The organism is Streptomyces sp. NPDC049687, assembly GCF_044465285.1.
Classification (GTDB): Bacteria; Actinomycetota; Actinomycetes; order Streptomycetales; family Streptomycetaceae; genus Streptomyces.
Genome location: NZ_JBITLN010000011.1, coordinates 198,014 through 216,847, shown reverse-complemented (window position 1 = coordinate 216,847; position 18,834 = coordinate 198,014). Strand labels below are relative to the sequence as shown.

At 72.5% G+C, this 18,834-nt stretch carries 19 protein-coding genes; 9 read left to right on the top strand and 10 right to left on the bottom strand.

Going from position 1 to position 18,834, the window contains the following annotated elements; translation table 11 throughout:
* The first annotated feature begins 35 nt into the window (after positions 1-35).
* Complete coding sequence (locus tag ACIBVL_RS31155; protein ID WP_399102245.1) at positions 36-443, top strand: ferritin-like domain-containing protein; 408 nt, start codon at positions 36-38, stop codon at positions 441-443.
* Here ACIBVL_RS31155 and ACIBVL_RS31150 read toward each other — a convergent pair.
* Positions 406-906, bottom strand: a complete 501-nt coding sequence (locus tag ACIBVL_RS31150; RefSeq protein ID WP_399102243.1) for a hypothetical protein — start codon at positions 904-906, stop codon at positions 406-408. The genes ACIBVL_RS31155 and ACIBVL_RS31150 overlap by 38 nt on opposite strands.
* A complete protein-coding gene (locus tag ACIBVL_RS31145; RefSeq protein ID WP_399102240.1) occupies positions 845-3,301 on the bottom strand; it encodes a molybdopterin oxidoreductase family protein in 2,457 nt (818 codons plus the stop codon). Before ACIBVL_RS31145 ends, ACIBVL_RS31150 begins: the two co-directional genes overlap by 62 nt.
* Positions 3,302-3,450: 149 nt before the next feature.
* Between ACIBVL_RS31145 and ACIBVL_RS31140 the strand changes: the two genes are divergently transcribed.
* Together ACIBVL_RS31140 and ACIBVL_RS31135 are read left to right on the top strand one after the other, a co-directional pair.
* Positions 3,451-4,641 (top strand): bifunctional class I SAM-dependent methyltransferase/NUDIX hydrolase, encoded by a 1,191-nt coding sequence (locus tag ACIBVL_RS31140; RefSeq protein ID WP_399102238.1) that lies wholly within the window; start codon positions 3,451-3,453, stop codon positions 4,639-4,641.
* Between the two features lie 112 nt (positions 4,642-4,753).
* On the top strand, positions 4,754-5,983 hold the full coding sequence (locus ACIBVL_RS31135; RefSeq protein ID WP_399102236.1) for a phosphodiester glycosidase family protein: 1,230 nt from the start codon (positions 4,754-4,756) through the stop codon (positions 5,981-5,983).
* 33 nt (positions 5,984-6,016) lie between these two features.
* Here ACIBVL_RS31135 and ACIBVL_RS31130 read toward each other — a convergent pair whose 3' ends face one another.
* The 6 genes from ACIBVL_RS31130 to ACIBVL_RS31105 form a co-directional block, all read right to left on the bottom strand.
* Positions 6,017-6,211, bottom strand: a complete 195-nt coding sequence (locus tag ACIBVL_RS31130) for a hypothetical protein (RefSeq protein WP_399102234.1) — start codon at positions 6,209-6,211, stop codon at positions 6,017-6,019.
* Positions 6,212-6,330: 119 nt separating this feature from the next.
* Complete coding sequence (locus tag ACIBVL_RS31125) at positions 6,331-7,185, bottom strand: phosphatidylinositol-specific phospholipase C/glycerophosphodiester phosphodiesterase family protein (RefSeq protein WP_399102232.1); 855 nt, start codon at positions 7,183-7,185, stop codon at positions 6,331-6,333.
* Positions 7,186-7,357: 172 nt separating this feature from the next.
* A complete protein-coding gene (locus ACIBVL_RS31120) occupies positions 7,358-8,431 on the bottom strand; it encodes an acyl-CoA dehydrogenase family protein (protein ID WP_399102230.1) in 1,074 nt (357 codons plus the stop codon).
* The gene (locus tag ACIBVL_RS31115) at positions 8,428-9,612 is read right to left on the bottom strand and encodes an acyl-CoA dehydrogenase family protein (protein WP_399102228.1); all 1,185 of its coding nucleotides are present in this window, start codon (positions 9,610-9,612) and stop codon (positions 8,428-8,430) included. The genes ACIBVL_RS31120 and ACIBVL_RS31115 overlap by 4 nt, the downstream gene beginning before the upstream one ends.
* A complete protein-coding gene (locus tag ACIBVL_RS31110) occupies positions 9,609-10,586 on the bottom strand; it encodes an NADPH:quinone oxidoreductase family protein (RefSeq protein WP_399102226.1) in 978 nt (325 codons plus the stop codon). The genes ACIBVL_RS31115 and ACIBVL_RS31110 overlap by 4 nt, the downstream gene beginning before the upstream one ends.
* A 99-nt stretch (positions 10,587-10,685) precedes the next feature.
* A complete protein-coding gene (locus tag ACIBVL_RS31105) occupies positions 10,686-11,258 on the bottom strand; it encodes a helix-turn-helix domain-containing protein (protein WP_399102224.1) in 573 nt (190 codons plus the stop codon).
* Between the two features lie 78 nt (positions 11,259-11,336).
* Between ACIBVL_RS31105 and ACIBVL_RS31100 the strand changes: the two genes are divergently transcribed.
* From ACIBVL_RS31100 to ACIBVL_RS31080, 5 genes are all read left to right on the top strand, one after another.
* Positions 11,337-12,293, top strand: a complete 957-nt coding sequence (locus ACIBVL_RS31100; protein WP_399102222.1) for an NAD(P)/FAD-dependent oxidoreductase — start codon at positions 11,337-11,339, stop codon at positions 12,291-12,293.
* 29 nt (positions 12,294-12,322) lie between these two features.
* Positions 12,323-13,861 (top strand): ATP-dependent DNA ligase, encoded by a 1,539-nt coding sequence (locus tag ACIBVL_RS31095; RefSeq protein WP_399102220.1) that lies wholly within the window; start codon positions 12,323-12,325, stop codon positions 13,859-13,861.
* Positions 13,858-14,322, top strand: a complete 465-nt coding sequence (locus ACIBVL_RS31090; RefSeq protein WP_399102218.1) for an NUDIX domain-containing protein — start codon at positions 13,858-13,860, stop codon at positions 14,320-14,322. The genes ACIBVL_RS31095 and ACIBVL_RS31090 overlap by 4 nt, the downstream gene beginning before the upstream one ends.
* Positions 14,323-14,391: 69 nt before the next feature.
* Positions 14,392-15,777, top strand: coding sequence for an NADP-dependent succinic semialdehyde dehydrogenase (locus ACIBVL_RS31085; protein ID WP_399102216.1), 1,386 nt, complete (start codon positions 14,392-14,394; stop codon positions 15,775-15,777).
* Between the two features lie 25 nt (positions 15,778-15,802).
* On the top strand, positions 15,803-16,039 hold the full coding sequence (locus ACIBVL_RS31080; RefSeq protein ID WP_399102214.1) for a DUF6213 family protein: 237 nt from the start codon (positions 15,803-15,805) through the stop codon (positions 16,037-16,039).
* Between the two features lie 22 nt (positions 16,040-16,061).
* Here the strand turns inward: ACIBVL_RS31080 and ACIBVL_RS31075 are convergent, their stop codons facing one another.
* Positions 16,062-17,288, bottom strand: a complete 1,227-nt coding sequence (locus tag ACIBVL_RS31075) for an acyl-CoA dehydrogenase family protein (protein WP_399102212.1) — start codon at positions 17,286-17,288, stop codon at positions 16,062-16,064.
* A gap of 174 nt (positions 17,289-17,462) precedes the next feature.
* Between ACIBVL_RS31075 and ACIBVL_RS31070 the strand changes: the two genes are divergently transcribed.
* Entirely contained in the window at positions 17,463-18,107 is a 645-nt protein-coding gene (locus ACIBVL_RS31070; RefSeq protein WP_399102210.1) for a TetR family transcriptional regulator, read from the top strand.
* An 80-nt stretch (positions 18,108-18,187) separates the two neighbouring features.
* Here ACIBVL_RS31070 and def read toward each other — a convergent pair whose 3' ends face one another.
* Complete coding sequence (gene def / locus ACIBVL_RS31065; RefSeq protein WP_399102208.1) at positions 18,188-18,742, bottom strand: peptide deformylase; 555 nt, start codon at positions 18,740-18,742, stop codon at positions 18,188-18,190.
* Positions 18,743-18,834 lie beyond the last annotated feature (92 nt).

Genomic DNA, 18,834 nt, shown 5'->3' with positions numbered 1-18,834 from the left:
GCTAGGGCCGGACCGGGCGGGGCCCGTGTCCGTGAGTGCACGGATCCGGGCCCCACAGCGCACGTGCGCCCACCGGCGCCACCGCGTGCGCTGCCGGTCAAGTCGCCCCGCCCGGCGCTGCCCAGCGTCGGCCCGTACGTTCGCCACGAGGCACACGCCCGCACCCCACCTCGATCCCGCGCCCGCCGGACGGCGTGGAAGAGGTCCCCGCGATGCTGTCCCGGCTGCTGGCGGCGCACGAGACGATCCTCACCGAGGCCCATGAGGCGGCGGCCCGGGCCGCCGAGCTGGGCTCCGACGGCACCAACCACCTGCTGGTCTCCCAGGTGATCCGCACCGGCGAGCTGCAGGCCTGGTTCGTCGCCGAGCACCTGGTCGACACTCCGCTCGTGCGCACCTGGGGCACTACACCGCTGACAGCAGCTGCGGCGCCTGCTCCTTGATCATCGTGTTCGTCCAGCGCATCTGGCGCAGCGTCTGCGGATGGCAGGAGCTCACCAGCGCCAGGAGCTCCTCGTCCCGCAGCGCCTGCGCGGCCTGGCCGAGCATCTCCCAGTGCAGCGAGTTGCGGGCGGCCGCCAGCTGCAGATCCCGCAGGTCGTGCAGGAGGAGCAGGCCGGGCTCGGGGCGCCGGCCGAGCGCCTCGGCGGTCTTCTCGCGGAGTCCGGCCAGCACGCCGAAGGCATGCTGCCCCGAGAGGTCCACGCCCCGGCCCCGGCCGTACTCCGCGAGCCCGGCCGTGTGCTCGTGGGACCAGCGGGCCAGGTCGGTGGCCACGTGGTGGACGCCGTGGTCGGGGCGATGGCGCTCGGCCGCGGCCAGCAGGTCCCGCTCCAGGGCGCGTTCACCGTCGTGCAGGGCGCGCAGTACGGCGGTGACCCCGGCGGTGGTGGTGGTGGTCGGCATGTGCGGCTCCCTCCTCCTGCTGCTGCTGCTGTCGGCCCGTACCCCCGCGGGCGACGAGCGTGACGCGGGCGGCACCCGACTTGAACAGCGGTTGCTTCGACACCGGGTCCCAGTCGGTGACCGTGGTCTCGTTGGCGGCCCTCCCGGCGCCGTCGTGCGGGGGCCGGTGGCCCTCGGGGGTGTCCCAGTAGCCGTAGTGGAACGGCAGGAACACCGTGCCGTCGCGCATGGCGGTGGTCCGCAGCCGGGCGCGCACCGCGCCCCGAGGGGTGCTGACCCGCACCAGGTCGCCGTCGGACAGTCCCTGCCGGGACGCCTCGGCCGGGGACATCTCGGCCCACACGTCGGGAGCGGCGGCGTTCAGTTCGGGAGCGCGGCCGGTCTTCGTACGGGTGTGGAAGTGGTACACCGTACGGCCGGTGATGAGGTGGAGGGGATGCTCGGGGGTCACGTCCTCGTGCGGGGGCAGGTACTCGGCGGCCTTGATGACCGCCTTGCCGTCCGGGTTGAGGGAACGGTACTCGACCGGCTCCACCGACGCGCCGGTCACGAGGTCCTTGCCGTAGCTCTCGCAGGTGTCGGGGTGGGCGAAGGAGATCCCGTCGGTGTAGAGGCGGGCGGTGCCGTCCGGGGCGTCGGCGGTGCAGGGCCACTGGATGCCGCCGGCGCGCAGCCGGTCGTAGTCGAGGCCGGTGTAGTCGCAGGGGCGGCCCGCGCTGCACCGCTGCCAGGCGGCGAACGCCGACTCCGCGTCCTGCCAGGTGATCAACGGGCCGTCGTCCTTGTCCCGGAAGTCCATGCGGGCGGCGTAGTCGAGGAAGATGTCGAGGTCGGCGCGGGCGTCGCCGGGCGGATCCACGGCCTGCTCGCACAGGTGGACCGTACGGTCGGCGTTGGTGAGGGTGCCGGTCTTCTCCCCCCAGGTCGCGGCGGGCAGGACGACATCGGCCAGCTGCGCGGTCTCGGTCAGGAACAGATCCTGGACGACCAGGAACAACCGCTCCTGGGCGAGGATCGAGCGGATCCGGGACAGTTCCGGAAGGGATACGGCCGGGTTCGTGCCAGTGATCCAGAGCATGCGGAGCGAGCCCTGCTCGGCGTTGCGGAAGATCTGCATCGCGTGGGTGGGTGGGGCGTAGTGCGGGATGCGCTCGGGGGTGACGTTCCAGATCCGGGCCAGTTCGGCGACGTGCTCGTCGTTCTGCCAGTTGCGGAAGCCCGGCAGGTCGCCGTCGGCGCCGGTCTCCCGGGTGTTCTGGGCGCTGGGCTGGCCGTTCATCTGGAGCAGCCCGCAGCCGGGGCGGCCCAGCATGCCGCGGATCAGGTGCAGGTTGTTGACCTGGACGGCGGCCGCGGTCGCCTGGTGGGACTGGTAGACGCCCTGCAGCACCGTCGACAGCAGCCGCTCGGCGCCGCCGAGGAGCTCCGCCGCACGCTCGATGTCGGAGGCGGGCACATCGCAGATGCCGGCGGCCCAGCGCGGGGTGCAGCGCTCCGTGGCGGCGACGAGTTCCTCGTAGCCGACCGTATGGGCCTCGATGAAGGAGGAGTCGATGCGCCCGGTGCGGATGATCTCGTGGAGCAGGGCGTTGAGCAGTGGCACGTTGGTGCCGGGGCAGGGGGCCAGGTGCAGGTGGGCGTGATGGGCCACGGGGGTGCGGCGCGGGTCGACGCAGAGCAGCGTGGGCGGTTCGGGGCCGGCCAGCCGGTCCAGGACGCGCATCCACAGCACCGTCTGGGTCTCGGCCATGTTGTGCCCGAACAGGGCGAGGGTGTCGGCGTGGTCGATGTCGTCGTAGGAGGAGGGCTGGCCGTCGCAGCCGAACGTCTCCTTCAGCGCCTCGGCGGCCGTGGCCGTGCACAGCCGGGTGTTGCCGTCGAGGTGGTGGGTGCCGATGCCGGCGCGGGCGAGTACGGCCAGCGTGTAGTACTCCTCCAGGAACAGCTGCCCGGTGGTGTGGAAGCCGATCGAGCCCGGCCCCCGCTCGTCCAGCAGCTCCCGGGAGCGGGAGACGATCCGGTCCATCGCGGTGTCCCAGTCGCACTCCACCAGCCCTCCGCCGTCCCGGTCCCGTACCAGGGGCCTGGTCAGCCGGTCGGGTGAGCTGTTCGCCTGCCAGCCGTACAGGTCCTTGGGTCCCAGCCGGCCCCGGTTGACCCGGTCCTGGGCGCGGCCCCGTACGCCGACGATGCGTCCGTCGCGTACGGCGATGTCCATGGCGTCGCCGTTGGAGTGCAGCAGCGACGCGGAGGCCGCCCAGCGCTCCACGTCCTCCTCGGCCACGCCGTCCGCCAGCCGTACGTCGACACGCCGGGGCCAGGGGGCGCCCGGCGCGTACGGCGTGCGCGCTCCCCAGGGGTCCTCGATGCGCTCGGGGCGTCGTCCTGCGGCCATGCTCTCGCCTCCGTCGAACCGGGCATCCTTCGCTCCCGGCGAGTACCCCCGTCCCGCGTGTCCTTGCGCCCCACCCGCCGGGTGATTGCCGGCCCGCGGGTCCGGTAAGAATCGCCTGGCCAGCCGACCGACCCCCTGGAGGCCCGCCGATGCCCGAACCTGTCGTCCCGGACGGACCGGAGTCCGTGAACGCCGTCGCCTGGCAGGCGTACGCCGACCACCATCTGCGGCGCGGCACGGTTCTGGCGGAGGCGGAGCGGATCGACTGGGGGTTCCCTGACGCGGGGCCGGGGGTCGCGTTCCTCGGGGAGCTGAAGGGACGGCGCGTCCTGGACCTCGGCTGCGGCACGGCCCGGCACGCCGCCCACCTCGTGCGGGCCTACGGCGCCGAGGTGGACGCGGTCGACTCCGCGGCGGGGCAGATCGAGCGGGCCCGCGCCCGGTACGGTTCGCTGCCCGGCCTGCGCCTGATCCACGCGGACGCCGTGGCCCATCTGCGCGCGTCGGAACCGTACGACGTGATCTGTTCCGTCAACGCCGTCCCGTACGTCGACCCCCGCCGGCTGCTGCCCGCCCTGGCGACCGCGCTGAAGCCCGGCGGGACGCTGTGCTTCTCGGTGCTGCACACCAACTCCAGGGGCGAGGGCCCGACTTCGGATCTCATCGACCGTCCGGAGGTCCTGCGGTTCGCGGGCGGTGGCGAGGCCACGGTCCGGATGTGGGTGCTCACCCCCGACCGGTGGGAGCAACTCCTCACCGACCACGGCCTGTTCCTCGACCGTGTGGAGACGGTGACCGCGCCCGATCCCGCCAACCGCGCCTCCTACCGCGTCCTGCGCGTCCGCCGCCCGCCGCGGATCTCCGCCCGCCCGCGCACCGCGCTCCCGCCCGTGGCGCACGCGGCCCTCGGTGTCGGCGCCATCGTGTACGGCCCCCGTGGACTGCTCCTGGGCCGCCACCGCCGGGGCACCTGGGAGCTGCCCGGCGGCACGGTGGAACCCGGGGAGTCGCTGCGGGAGACGGTCGTGCGGGAGCTGCGCGAGGAGACCGGGCTACGGACGGACCCCTCGGAGGTACGGCTCCTGGGCACACTCCTGGACCGGGTCGAGGGGGTGGTGCGGGTGACGGTCGGCGCCGTCGTCACCGGATGGCGCGGCGAGCCGGCCGACCAGCCCGGTGAGAGCGTCGGCGACTGGCGCTGGTACCCCCTGGACCGCCTGCCGCCGTCCCTCTTCGTGTGCAGCGCCCAGTCCCTGACGGCCTGGGATCCGGACCTCCCCATCGACCACGCCCCGGCCCACTTCACGCCGTACGCGGACTACGACGCCGTACGACGGTGATCCGTACGCCATCCGCTCTCCGTCACCCGTTCTCGTGATCCGCCCCTCGACCTGTGGTGGTCGGGCCCGCGACCCGTGAGAAAGTTGCGGCTCGATCCACCCAGGGGGGTCTGTGACACGACATCAGAAACGGTCCGGGGCAGGCAGAACGTCGTCGGCGCTGCTCACTGCGCTCGGGACGCTGGCGGGCGCGGCCCTCGCGGGGGCCGCGCCCGCCGGGGCCGCGACCTGGACCACGGTGGTGGCTGGGGTGGCCTACCAGCACTACGACCTGTCGGCCGCCGCCGGGGTCACGCATGTGCACGTCCTCAGCGTGGACCTCGGCCACGCCCATGTGCGGCTCGGGTTGTTGTACCCGGGGAAGGTCGCCTCCCGCGCGGCTCTCTCCACCCTGGCCGACGGCCAGAAGGCCGTCGCCGGCGTCAACGGCGACTTCTTCGACATCTCCGAGGCCCAGCACCCGGGCGTCACCGCGACCGGGGCGAGCGTGGGTCCGGCGATCGCGAGCGGCAAGGTGCTCAAGGCGGCGGTGCCGGACGCCCAGCGGTTCGGGCCGGAGCTGCCGCCGGGCACCTCCACCCGCGCGGTGGTCGGTGTCGGCGCCAACGGCAGGGCCCGGCTGGACACACTGGCCCTGAAGGGCACGGTCACCGCCTTGCGGCGGCGGCTGCCGCTGGGCGGGCTCAACCAGTACGCGCTGCCCCTCGACTCCATCGGCGCGTTCACGGCGGACTGGGGCGGCGTCTCGCGCAAGCGGGCCACCTGCGGCACGGACCTCAGCCGGGCGGCGGCGTGCAGTACGAGCACCTATGAGGTGACGGTCGAGAGGGGCCGGGTCGTGTCGGCCTCGGCCACGCCGGGCAGCGGCACCATCGCGGCGGGCACCACGGTGCTCGTCGGACGGGAGGCGGGTGCGCGGCGCCTGAAGGCGTTCACGGTGGGCGACCGCGTGACGGTCCGTCATCGACTCATGTCCGGGTCGGGGACGGCGTACCGCTTCGCCGTCGGCGGCTATCCGCTGCTGACGGGCGGGCGGGCGCTGCCCGGCCTCGACGCGAGCGTCTCCGCCGTACGGACGGCGGTGGGCATCGGCGACGGCGGCCGGCGCGTGTTCCTGTTCGCGCTGGACGGCGCGACCGCGTACCGCAAGGGCCTGACGATCGCCGAGGTCGCCGCCGCCCTGAAGAGCCTCGGCGCGACCGAGGGCTTCAGCCTGGACGGCGGCGGCTCGTCGACCCTGGTGGCCCGCCCGGCGGGCTCGACCAGGGTGACGGTCCGCAACCATCCGTCGGACGGCACGGAGCGCCCGGTGCCGAACGGCATCGGCGTCTTCACGCGGTAGTCGTCCCGACACCGGGGCGAGCCCGCAGCGGCTTCACGGTCGAAGACTGCCGACGAGGTCGGCCGTCGCCGTGAGGCCGTTGTGGATGGTGGGGGCCATGCTCGTGCCGGCCAGGAAGAATCCGAGCAGGAGACAGACCAGCGCGTGCGAGACCTTCAGCCCGCTGTTGCGGATGAAGATCACCGCCAGGATCAGCAGCAACAGCACCACGGAAATGGAAACGGCCATCGTCAACCTCCTCCGCCACGTCCGCTTTCGCGGCGTTCGGCCGCAAGTGTGGCGTAACGGAGGGTTCGTCCGTGCGGCTGGCATGTCCGCCGAAAGGGTGGTGTCCGACGGCCCCGCGCCTACCGGTGTGCGTCGAGGAAGGCCTCCAGGCCGGCCAGGTCGTCGGTGTTGAGGTAGTCGACGCCGGCGGCGAGGAGTTCGCCCCACAGCGCGTCGCGGGCGGGGCCGGCGAGGTCCGGGGTGGCCCAGAACCGCACCTTCTGCCCGCGTTCGTGGGCCGCCGCGACGATCCCGCGCAGCTTCTGCCGCTCCGCCTCGGGGAAGGCGCCGACGCCGAGCCAGGTGAAGTTGAGCGTCCAGTTGTCGCTGATCAGGGAGGCGAAGGAGGCCTCGGTGCTGCCGAGATCGGCGAGGCGTCCGTCGTAGAAGGCACGGCGGACGGTCTGCGCCTCCATGGGCGTACGGGCCGCGCGGTCGCCGGAGATGACGGCGGTGACCGGGCCGGCGTGGATCCGGCCGTGGGTGTACGTCGTGAAGAGGTGCCGGTAGCGCGCGAGCAGCTCGTCCAGGGCGCGGTAGGTGCTGGAGCCCTCGGTCTTGATGTCGATGAGCAGCTGCAGCGGCTGCCGGTAACCCCGGTACACCGAGCCGCGGTTGGCCTTGACGCGGGCGGCGAGCGGGGCGAGGTAGAGGGACTCCAGGGTGCGGGTGGGGTCGAGTTGGTCCGCCGAGTGGGCGATGAGGAGTTCGCCGTCGACGAGGAAGATGTCGGCCTCGACGCTGCCGAAGCGGTGGTCGAGCGCGTCGAAGAGAGGACGGGGATGCTCGTAGTCGTTGTGGGCGTGGGCGCGCCACAACGGGCGGGGGCCGTGCCCGCGTCCGTCGGCGAACGCGCTGCCGGCGGGCGGGGCGAGCACGGCGGCGAGGGTGGCGCCGAAGCCGGTGAGAACTCTGCGGCGGGTGACGTGGGCCATGTTGTTCCTCCCTGTGGGGCGGGTCGGGACCACAGGGAGTATGAGGCCGTCCGTGCTCCAACGAACCTGTACATGCCAGGAGTTGGCCGGACCGCCGCCGCTTGTTCACTCCTTCCGCGCGGGCGCACGGAAAAGCCCGCCCCAGGTGGGGCGGGCTTCACCGGGGGACCTGTCAGGGGGCCCGCAGGTCGACGAGTTCGGCCACGGTGGCCCGGTGCGCGCCGGCGGTGCCGTAGGCGATCGAGTCGGACTTGGCCCGCTTGAGGTACAGGTGGATCGGGTGCTCCCAGGTCATGCCGATGCCGGCGTGCAGTTGCAGCGCCTCCTCGGCGGCGTGCACGGCGACCCCCGCCGCGTAGGCCTGGGCGACGGCCACCGCGATGTCGACGTCCTCACCGGTGGCGAGCGCGTCGGCGGCGCTCCGGGCGGCGGCCCGGAGGTTGACGACCTCCAGCCAGAGCTGGGCGAGCCGGTGCTTGAGCGCCTGGAAGCCGCCGACGGGCCGGTTGAACTGCTTGCGCTCCTTCAGGTAGCGCACGGTTTCCGTCAACGTCCAGTCCGCCAGTCCGAGTTGCTCGGAGGCGAGCAGCCCGGCTCCGGCGCGCAGGGCGCGGCGCACGGCGGGTTCGGCGTCGCCGAGGCGGCGGCCGGTGGCTCCGGCGAGGGTGACCGTCGCGAGCGGGCGGGTCAGGTCGAAGGACACCTGCGGGGTGACGGTCACGGCGGAGGCGTCGACCTCGTACAGCCCTCCGTCGTCCGCGGGCACCAGCAGCAGGTCGGCGACGGCCGCGTCGGCGATGCCCGTCAGCTCCCCGTGCAGCAATCCGTCTTCGAGGCGTACGGCCTCGAACGCGGCGCCCGGCGCGGTGTGCAGCCCGACGGCCAGCGCGCCGACCGTCGTCGCGGACGCCAGCCGGGAGAGCAGGTCCTCGGCACCGCACTCCAGCAGCGCCTCCGTCGCCACGACGGCGCTGGTCAGATAGGGAACGGGCGCGACCGCCCGCCCGAGTTCCTCCAGGACGACCGCGGCCTCCCGGTGCGTGGCGCCCTGGCCGTCGAGCTCTTCCGGAATCAGCAGACCCGCGAGGCCCATGCCGTCGGCGAGCGCCTTCCAGGCCGCGAGGTCGTGCGGTGCCTCGGACTCGGTGCGCGCTATCACACCGGGCGCGTCGCAGTGGTCGGCGAGCAGGTCCCGTACGGCGGCGCGGAGCGCCTCTTCCTCCTCCGAGTACAGCAGATCGGTCATCGGGCGAGGTCCTTCCAGGCGACGTCCTTGTCGGTGCGCGGCTCCGAGGGCAGGCCCAGGACGCGTTCGGCGACGATGTTCAGCAGGACCTCGCTGGTCCCGCCCTCGATGCTGTTGCCCTTGGAGCGCAGGTAGCGGTAGCCGGCGTCCCGGCCGGTGAAGTCCACCAGCTCCGGGCGGCGCATGGTCCAGTCGTCGTACAACAGCCCCTCAGAGCCGCGGAGTTCGACCTCCAGGCCGCTGATCTCCTGGTTGAGGCGGGCGAAGGCGAGCTTCATGCCGGCGCCCTCGGGGCCGGGCTGGCCGGCGACGAGCTGCTGGCGCAGGCGCTCGGCGGTCAGACGGGCGACCTCGGCCTCCACCCACAGCCCGAGCAGCCGCTGGTGCAGGTCGTGGGTCCGCAGCTCGGGCCGCTCGCGCCAGGTCTTCGAGACCGGTCCGATCATGCCGCCCTCGCGGGGCAGCCGCATGCCGCCGATGGCGACACGTTCGTTGTTGAGCGTGGTCTGCGCGACCCGCCAGCCGTCGCCGACCTCGCCCAGGCGGCGGGAGTCGGGGATGCGGACGTCGGTGAGGAACACCTCGTTGAACTCGGCCTCGCCGGTGATCTGGCGCAGCGGCCGGACCTCGACACCCGGGTCGGTCATGTCGCAGAGGAAGTAGGTGATGCCGGCGTGCTTGGGCACGTCCGGGTCGGTACGGGCGATGAGGATGGCCCAGCGGGCGAGGTGGGCGCTGGACGTCCACACCTTCTGCCCGTTGACCACCCAGTCTCCCCCGCTCTCACGCGCGGCCCGCGTGCCGAGCGCCGCCAGGTCGGATCCGGCGCCGGGCTCGCTGAACAGCTGGCACCAGACCTCCTCCCCCGTCCACAGGGGCCGCAGGTACCGCTGCTTCTGCTCCTCGGTGCCGTACTTCAGGATCGTGGGCGCGGCCATGCCGAGGCCGATGCCGATGCGGCGGGGGTCATTGTCGGGGGCGCCCGCGGCCTCCAGCTCGGCGTCCACGACGATCTGCAGGGAACGGGGTGCGCCGAGCCCGCCGAGGCCCTCCGGGTAGTGCACCCAGGCGAGCCCCGCGTCGAAGCGGGCCCTGAGGAAGTCGAGGCGGTCGGTGGAGGCGGGGGGATGCGCGGCCAGCAGCTCCCCGGTACGGCTGCGCAGTTCCTCGGCGGTGGTCATGCGGCGGCTCCGTCCTCGAGCGACGGGACGACGGCGACCCGGCCGGTGGTGACACCGTCGGCGACCCGCTGCACGGCCGCCGCCGCACCGGCGAGCGGCACCCTCTCGCTCACCAGCGGCTTGATCGCGCCCCGGGCGGCCAGCTCGGTGAGCTGTTCGTGGCAGTGCTGGACCAGCTTCGGGTTCTTGGTGTTGTACAGGCCCCAGTGCAGACCGAGGATCGAGTAGTTCTTCACCAGGGCGTGGTTGAGCCCGGGGCTGGGGATGCTCCCGCTGGCGAAGCCGACGACCACGATCCGGCCCTCGAAGGCGACGACCTTGGTGGACTGGGTGTAGGCCTCGCCGCCGACCGGGTCGTAGACGACGTCCGCGCCCCGGCCTCCGGTGGCCTCCTTCACGGCGGCGACGACGTCCTCGGCCCGCCGGTCGACGACCACGTCACAGCCCAGCTCCCTGGCCACGGCGGCTTTGTCGGCCCCGCCGACGACACCGATGACGGTCGCGCCGGCCGCCTTCCCGAGCTGCACCGCCGCGCTGCCGACCCCTCCAGCGGCAGCGTGGACGAGCAGCGTCTCGCCGGCCTCCAGCCCGGCCCGGCGGTGCAGGCCGAACCAGCCCGTCTGGTAGCCGATGTGCAGCCCGGCGGCCTCGGCGTCGTCCAGGGAGTCCGGGGCGGGCAGCACAGCGGCGGCGTCCGCGACGGCGTGCTCGGCGAAACCGCCGTACGGCAGCGCCGGGTTGGCGATCACGCGGCGGCCGTCCTCGGTCTCGCCGCAGATCTCCACGCCCGGGGTGAACGGCAGCGGGGGCCGTACCTGGTAGTGGCCGCGGCACATCAGCACGTCCGGGAAGTTGATGTTCGCGGCGCGCACCCTGAGCAGGACCTGGCCGTCACCGGGCGTGGGCCGCTCCACCTCCTGGAGCCGCATCACCTCGCCCGGCTCGCCGTTCTCGTGCACCTGCCATGCCTGCATGCGGAGCCTCCACGGGACTACGTCGTCCGACCGGTGTACTGACCGGGATCCATCGCATACTAAGCGGTTGCTTGCCAATCGGGGAACAGTCGGGGTGCGTCACTTCCGCGAAGGCCGCGCGCGTACGTGCATCCGCTCGCCCTGCGGTCCGAAGAGGCTGAGGAACTCGGCCGGCCCCTCCCCCGTCGATCCGAACCAGTGCGGCACGCGCGTGTCGAACTCGGCGGCCTCTCCCGCCGCCATCACCACGTCGTGCCCCGCCAGCACCACCCGCAGCTTCCCGGACAGCACGTACAGCCATTCGTAGCCCTCGTGGGTGCGCAGTTCCGGCTCCTCCTTGCGCTGGGGTACCAGCACCTTGAAGGCCTGCAGCCCGCCGGGCTGCCGGGTCAGCGGCCAGAACGTGCGCCCGTGCCGCACCAGCGGCTTGGCCCGCACCCGGGGGTCGCCCACCGGCGGGGCGCCGACCAGCTCGTCCAGGGGCACCTGGTGGGCCTGCGCGATCGGCAGCAGCAGTTCCAGGCTGGGCTTGCGCAGACCCGACTCCAGCCGGGAGAGGGTGCTGACCGAGATGCCCGTCGCCTCGGACAGCGCCGTCAGGGTCACCTCCCGCTCCTTCCGGATCCGGCGCAGCCGGGGGCCCACTTCCGCGAGAACGTCTTCGGCACTCATACCCCGTATTGCAGAATCAGCAAAGATGTTTGTCAATCCGGGGCCGTTCGGGTGACCTTCTCCGTGGAGGTGGTCACCATGACCGATGTGTACGAGGTGGTTGTCGTCGGCGGTGGAGCGGCGGGTCTGTCCGCCGCACTCGTCCTGGGCCGGGCCAGGCGCCGCACGCTGGTGGTCGACGCGGGCGAGCCGCGCAACGCGCCCGCCGCCCATATGCAGGGCTATCTGACCCGGGACGGCATGCCGCCCGCCGAGTTCCTCGCCGCCGGCCGCGAGGAGGTCGCCCGGTACGGCGTGGAGCTGGTCCGGGACCGGGCGGTGGACGTCCGCAAGGGCGAGGACTTCGCCGTGGTCCTCGCGGGCGGGCGTACCGTGCGCGCCCGGCAGCTCGTCGTCGCCACCGGCCTCAGGGACGAGCTGCCCCCGGTGCCGGGCCTCGCCGAGCGCTTCGGCCGGGATGTGCTGCACTGCCCGTACTGCCACGGCTGGGAGGTCCGCGACCAGGCCTTCGGCGTGCTCGCGACCAGTCCGCTCAGCGTGCACCAGGCGCTGATGGTGACCCAGTGGTCCAAGGACGTGACCCTCTTCCTGCACACGGTCGCCGAGGAGGAACTGACCGACGAGGATCTGCGCCGGCTGGCGGCGGCCGGGGTGCGGGTCGTCCCCGGCGAGGTGGCCGGGCTGGTGGTCGAGGACGACCGGCTCACCGGGGTGCGGGTCACCGGGGGCACCCCCTCCGCGGGAGGGACGGTCCACGACCGTGAGGTGCTGTTCGTCGCGCCGCGCCCGGTCCCGCAGACCGACCTCGTGGCCCGTCTGGGCGCCGAGATGAGCGAGACCCCCTTCGGCACCTACCCCGTGGTCGACGGCCGGGGCCAGACCGGCGTCCCGGGCCTGTGGGCGGTGGGCAATGCCTCCGGTTTCGCCGAGCAGGTCGTGAACGCGGCCAGCCGGGGCTACCGGGCCGGGGCCGCGATCAACGGGGAGCTGCTGATGGCGGACCTGGACGCGGCCGCTGCCGCCGTGCGGGTGTAGGGGAGGCGGAGGCGTAGCACCATGGCTGCATGCTGCTGACCCGGCTCGCCGACGTGTCCCGGGAGGTCGCCGCCACCTCGGCGCGCTCCCGCAAGATCGCGCTGCTCGCCGAACTCTTCCGGGACGCCGAGGCGGACGACGTACCGATCGTCATCCCCTACCTGGCCGGACGGCTCCCGCAGGGCCGGCTCGGCGTGGGCTGGAAGGTGCTGAGCCGCCCGGTGGCCCCCGCCGGGTCGCCGACGCTGACCGTACGCGAGGTGGACACCCTCCTCACCGCGCTGGGCAAGGTGTCCGGCCCCGGTTCCCAGGCGGAACGGGTCCGGCTCGTGGGCGAGTTGATGGCGGCGGCCACGGCGGAGGAACAGCGGTTCCTGCTCGGGCTCATCACCGGCGAGGTCCGCCAGGGGGCCCTGGACGCCCTGGCCGGGGAGGGACTGGCGCAGGCGACCGGGGCGCCGCCGGCCGACGTACGGCGGGCGGTGATGCTGGCGGGCTCCCTCCAGCGGGTCGCCGAGGCGCTGCTCAGGGACGGGCCCTCGGCGCTGGAGGCGTTCCGGCTGACCGTGGGCCGCCCGGTCCTGCCCATGCTGGCGCACACCGCGTCCTCGGTCACCGAGGCGGTCGGCAAGCTCGGGGCCTGCGCGGTGGAGGAGAAGCTGGACGGCATCCGCGTCCAGGTGCACCGGGACGGCGACGACATCCGCCTCTACACCCGCACGCTGGACGACATCACCGACCGCCTGCCCGAAGTGACGGCGGCTGCCAGGGAGTTGCGGGGCGAGCGGTTCATCCTGGACGGGGAGGTCATCGCGTTCGACGACAGCGGCCGCCCCCGCTCCTTCCAGGAGACGGCCGGCCGGGTCGGCTCCCGGGTGGACGTGGCGGCGGCCGCCGAGGCGGTCCCGGTCTCCCCCGTCTTCTTCGACGCGCTGTCGGTCGACGGCCACGACCTCCTCGACCTGCCGCTCGCCGAGCGGCACGCGGAGCTGGCCCGTCTGGTGCCCGGTCCGCTGCGGGTGCGGCGGACGCAGGTGCACGGACCGGAGGATCTCCCGGCCGCCGAGGAGTTCCTCGCACAGACGCTGCGGCGCGGCCACGAGGGCGTGGTCGTGAAGTCCCTCGACGCCCCCTACAGCGCGGGCCGGCGCGGCGCGTCCTGGCTGAAGGTCAAACCCGTGCACACCCTGGACCTGGTGGTCCTGGCCGCCGAGTGGGGTCACGGCCGCCGCACGGGCAAGCTCTCCAACCTCCACCTCGGCGCCCGCACCGCCGACGGCGGCTTCGCCATGCTCGGCAAGACCTTCAAGGGCATGACCGACGCGATGCTCGGCTGGCAGACGGAACGTTTGCGGGAGCTGGCCGTCGGGGACGACGGCTGGGTGGTGACCGTACGCCCCGAACTCGTCGTCGAGATCGCCTACGACGGCCTGCAGAAGTCCACCCGCTACCCGGCCGGCGTCACCCTCCGCTTCGCCCGCGTGGTCCGCTACCGCGAGGACAAGCGGCCGGAGGAGGCCGACACGGTGGAGACCCTGCTGGCCGCCCACCCGGAGGTGCGACCGTGACTCCCAAGCGCAGCGCCGGTCTGCTGTTGTTCCGGCACACCGAGGACGGCACGGAGGTGCTGCTGGGCCATATGGGCGGCCCGTACTTCGAGAAGAAGGACGCCGGGGCGTGGACCGTGCCGAAGGGCGAGTACCAGCCCGACGAGCCCGCCTGGGACGCGGCCCGACGTGAGTTCCAGGAGGAGCTGGGCCTGCCACCGCCCGACGGCGAGGCGATCGACCTCGGCGAGGTCCGCCAGACGAACGGCAAGATCGTGACCGCGTGGGCGATCGAGGCCGATCTCGACCCGGCCGCGATCGATCCCGGCACGTTCACGATGGAGTGGCCGCCGAGGTCGGGGCGGACGCAGGAGTTCCCGGAACTGGACCGGGTGGCCTGGTACGGACTGGACCGTGCCCGCGAGGTGATCGTCCCGGCCCAGTCCGCGTTTCTCGACCGCCTCACGGAGCACTCGGTCTGACGCGCACGCGTTGCGGTGGCCGATGCGGCGCGGGAAGGTCGAAGCAGGCAGCTCTCCAGGAGGTCGGTCATGCCCATCGCGACGGTGAACCCGGCGAACGGCGAGACGCTCAAAACGTACGAGGCCATGGGCGAGGAGGAGCTGGAACGGCGGCTCCAGCTCGCCATGGCCACGTTCCGCACGTACCGGACATCGGCGTTCGCCGAACGGGCCCGTCTGCTGAACCGGGCGGCGGACCTCCTCGACGAGGACCAGCGGGACATCGCCCGGGTGATGACCACCGAGATGGGCAAGCCGGTCAAGCAGGCGCGCGCGGAGGCCGCGAAGTGCGCCAAGGCGATGCGCTGGTACGCCGAGCGGGCGGAGGAACTGCTCGCCGACGAGCGGCCCGCCGAGGCCGATGTGAAGGACTCCGGGGCGTCCCGGGCCCTGGTGCGCTACCGGCCGATGGGCCCGGTGCTCGCGGTGATGCCGTGGAACTTCCCGCTGTGGCAGGTCGTCCGGTTCGCGGCGCCCGCGCTGATGGCCGGCAACGTGGGCCTGCTCAAGCACGCCTCCAACGTCCCGCAGACGGCCCTCTACCTGGAGGACCTCTTCCATCGCGCCGGCTTCCCCGAGGGCTGCTTCCAGACCCTGCTCATCGGCTCGGGGGCGGTGGACGAGATCCTGCGCGACGAGCGGGTGAAGGCGGCGACCCTGACCGGCAGCGAGCCGGCCGGGCGGTCCGTGGCCGCCACCTCCGGCGAGATGATCAAGAAGACGGTCCTGGAGCTGGGCGGCAGCGACCCGTTCGTCGTCATGCCGTCCGCGGACATCGACCGCGCCGCGCGGGTCGCCGTCACCGCGCGGGTGCAGAACAACGGCCAGTCGTGCATCGCCGCCAAGCGGTTCGTCGTCCACTCGGACGTGTACGACGAGTTCGCCGAGCGCTTCACCGAAGGGATGAAGGCGCTGAAGGTCGGCGACCCCTCCGAGGAGGACACCGAGGTGGGTCCGCTGGCGAGCGAACAGGGGCGGGCCGACCTGGAGGAGCTGGTCGACGACGCCAAGCGCAGCGGCGCCACCGTGCTGTGCGGAGGCGAACGGCCCGACTGGCCCGGCTGGTACTACCCGCCGACCGTCCTCGCCGGGGTGAGCCGCGAGATGCGCATCCATCGCGAGGAGGCGTTCGGGCCGGTCGCGACCCTGTACCGGGCCGCCGACCTGGACGAGGCGGTGCTCATCGCCAACGACTCCCCCTTCGGCCTGAGTTCCAACGTCTGGACGCGGGACGAGGCCGAGGTAGACCGTTTCGTACGGGATCTGGAGGCCGGCGGGGTGTTCGTGAACGGGATGACCGCCTCCCATCCGGCGCTGCCGTTCGGCGGGGTGAAGCGGTCGGGGTACGGGCGGGAGCTGTCCGGGCACGGAATCCGCGAGTTCTGCAACATCACCACGGTTTGGCACGGCGCGTGAGCGCGGCGCGGTTACGATCCCGGGTGTGAACCGCGAAGTGACCCTGCCTCTGATCGTCGACGACCGCGGGACCCTGCAGGTGGCTGCCGTCGAGGTGAGCAAGCTGCTCCGCACGCTGGGCGGGAGGTGGCTGCACCTCGTCGAGGCGGGGGCGGAGGATCTCGACGAGGACACGGTGGCCGCGCTGACCATCGAGTTGGCCAAACTGGCCGACCGCATCGACGTGGCCTGCATCGCGCACAGCAGTGGGGGCACGCCGTAGGTCGTGCCCCCTCCCGCCCGCGCTACCGGATGGACATCCCCGAGAGCGTCCTCGCGATCACCAGCCGCTGGATCTCGCTCGTCCCCTCGAAGATGGTGTAGATCGCGGCATCCCGGTGCATCCGCTCCACCGGGTACTCCCGGGTGTATCCGTTGCCACCGAGAATCTGGATCGCCTGGGCGGTGACCTTCTTCGCCGTCTCACTCGCGTACAGCTTGGACATCGACCCCTCGGCCGCCGTGAACGGCTTCCCGCTGATCGCCATCCAGGAGGCGCGCCAGACGAGCAGCCGGGCCGCGTCGATCTGCGTGCGCATGTCCGCCAGCTGGAAGGCCACGCCCTGGTTGTCGATGATGGGCCGGCCGAACTGCTCGCGGGTCTTGGCGTAGTCGAGGGCCACCTCGTACGCGGCGCGGGCCGTTCCCACGGCCATCGCGCCGACCGCCGGCCGCGAGGCCTCGAAGGTCGCCATCGCCGCGTTCTTCACCCGCTCGCCGCCCGACTTCGCCCGCTCCCGGGCCCGGGCGAGCCGCTCGTCCAGCTTCTCCTTGCCGCCGAGCAGGCAGGAGCCGGGGACGCGCACGTTGTCGAGGATGACCTCGGCGGTGTGCGAGGCGCGGATGCCGTGCTTCTTGAACTTCTGGCCCTGGGCGAGGCCCGGGGTGCCCGGCGGGACGATGAAGGAGGCGTGACCCTTGGAGCCCAGCTCCGGGTCCACGACGGCCACGACGACATGGACGTTGGCGATACCGCCGTTGGTCGCCCAGGTCTTCGTGCCGTTGATCACCCACTCGTCCTTGGCCTCGTCGTACACGGCACGCGTACGCATGGAGGCGACGTCGGAGCCGGCGTCGGGCTCGGAGGAGCAGAAGGCGGCGACCTTGACATCGTCGGCGTCGCCGTACATCTGGGGGATCCAGGTGCCGATCTGTTCCTCGGTTCCGTTGGCGAGAACGCCCACGGCGGCCAGTCCCGTGCCTACGATCGACAGGGCGATGCCCGCATCGCCCCAGAACAGCTCCTCCATGGCCATCGGGATACCGAGGCCGGTGGGGTCGAAGTACTGCTGCGCGTAGAAGTCGAGGGAGTAGATGCCGACCTTCGCCGCCTCCTGGATGACCGGCCAGGGAGTCTCCTCACGCTCGTCCCATTCGGCGGCCGCGGGGCGGATGACGTCGGCGGCGAAGCCGTGCAGCCAGTCCCGGACCTCCTTCTGTTCGTCGTTGAGCTCCATGGTGAACTCGGCCATGTCCCCTCCAGCGGCGGTGCGTGTTACTAGCGGTAACTCGAGTCTGTTACCGACGGGTAGGAAAAGTCAACTCCCGACGACTGCCCCGGAGCCCTCGGGCCCGTTCGATGTCAGGCTGCTGTCAGGTGTTAGTTTGCGCAGGCGTCACCGAAACACCACGGGTGGGGAGAGCACATGGACACCACGCAGCGGACCGAGCAACAGCGGTCCGCCGACCGCCGACGGCGCGAGTTGCTGGAGGCCGCGGACCGGGTGGTGCTGCGCGACGGCCCCCAGGCTTCCATGAACGCGATCGCGGCGGAAGCGGGCATCACCAAGCCGATCCTCTATCGCCACTTCGGCGACAAGGGGGGACTGTACGCGGCTCTCGCCAAACGGCACACGGACGCGCTGCTGGATTCCCTGCGGGCCGCGCTCGACGCGCCCGCGGAGCGGCGCGAGCGGGTCGAGGCGACGCTGGACACCTACCTCGCCGCCATTGAGGCCCGGCCGCAGGTGTACCGGTTCCTCATGCATCCCTCCGAGGGAGGTCAGGGAGTCGACCAGGGGTTCGACGTCGGCAAGCACAGCGCGCCTCTGCTCCGCAGGATGGGCGAGGAACTGGCTCAGGTGATCGAGGACCGGCTGGATCTCGGTCCCGGGAGTCAGCAACTGGCCCGTGTGTGGGGGCATGGGATCGTCGGGATGATGCACGCGGCCGGGGACTGGTGGCTCGGCGAGCGGCCTTGTTCCCGTTCCGAGCTGGTGCGGAGTCTGGCCGATCTGCTGTGGGGTCGTCTCGCGGCGGCCGGGGACAAGATCGGAGGTCCGGGGTTCTGACGGTCGCGTGCCGACCGCGGGCCGGTGGGCCCGCTCTCGCCCCCGCGGCGGAGCCCCGGAGCAGGGAAAGCCCCGCGCCCCTAAGGAACCTCCACTCGCCTGCGCCAGGGGGCTCGCTTCACCTGGCGCATCAGCCTGCTCCTGCGCCAGCCCTCCACCCGGTCCGCGTACACCGTCCCCTCCAGGTGGTCGCACTCGTGTTGCAAGCATCTGGCAAAGAATCCCGTGCCGTGGACGGTGACGGGGTCGCCCGTCATCGTGCGGCCCTCGACCACCGCGTGGTCGTGGCGTTCCGTCCCGGCCTCGAGGCCCGGCAGGGAAAGGCAGCCCTCCGGGCCCCTCAGGACGATGCCGTCGGCCTGCACCAGCCTCGGGTTCACGACATGGCCCAGGTGGCGGACGTCCTCGTCGTCGGGGCAGTCGTAGACGAAGACGCGCAGGGGCTCGCCGACCTGGTTGGCGGCCAGGCCCACGCCCTGGGCCGCGTACATCGTGGCGAACATGTCCTCGACGAGGCGGGCGAGTTCGGGGCCGAAGTCGGTGACCTCCCGGCAGGGTTCCCCCAGGACCGGATCACCGAGGAGAGCAAGGGGTCTGACGCGCCCGTGCGCGCCCGGGATGGAGCCGTGTCGCATGGCGGCAAGGGTACGGTCACTTCTGACACGCGCATGCCGTACCGGCGTGGGAGGTGGTGCCGCGATTCGGGGCTGCGAATGGATCTCGATAG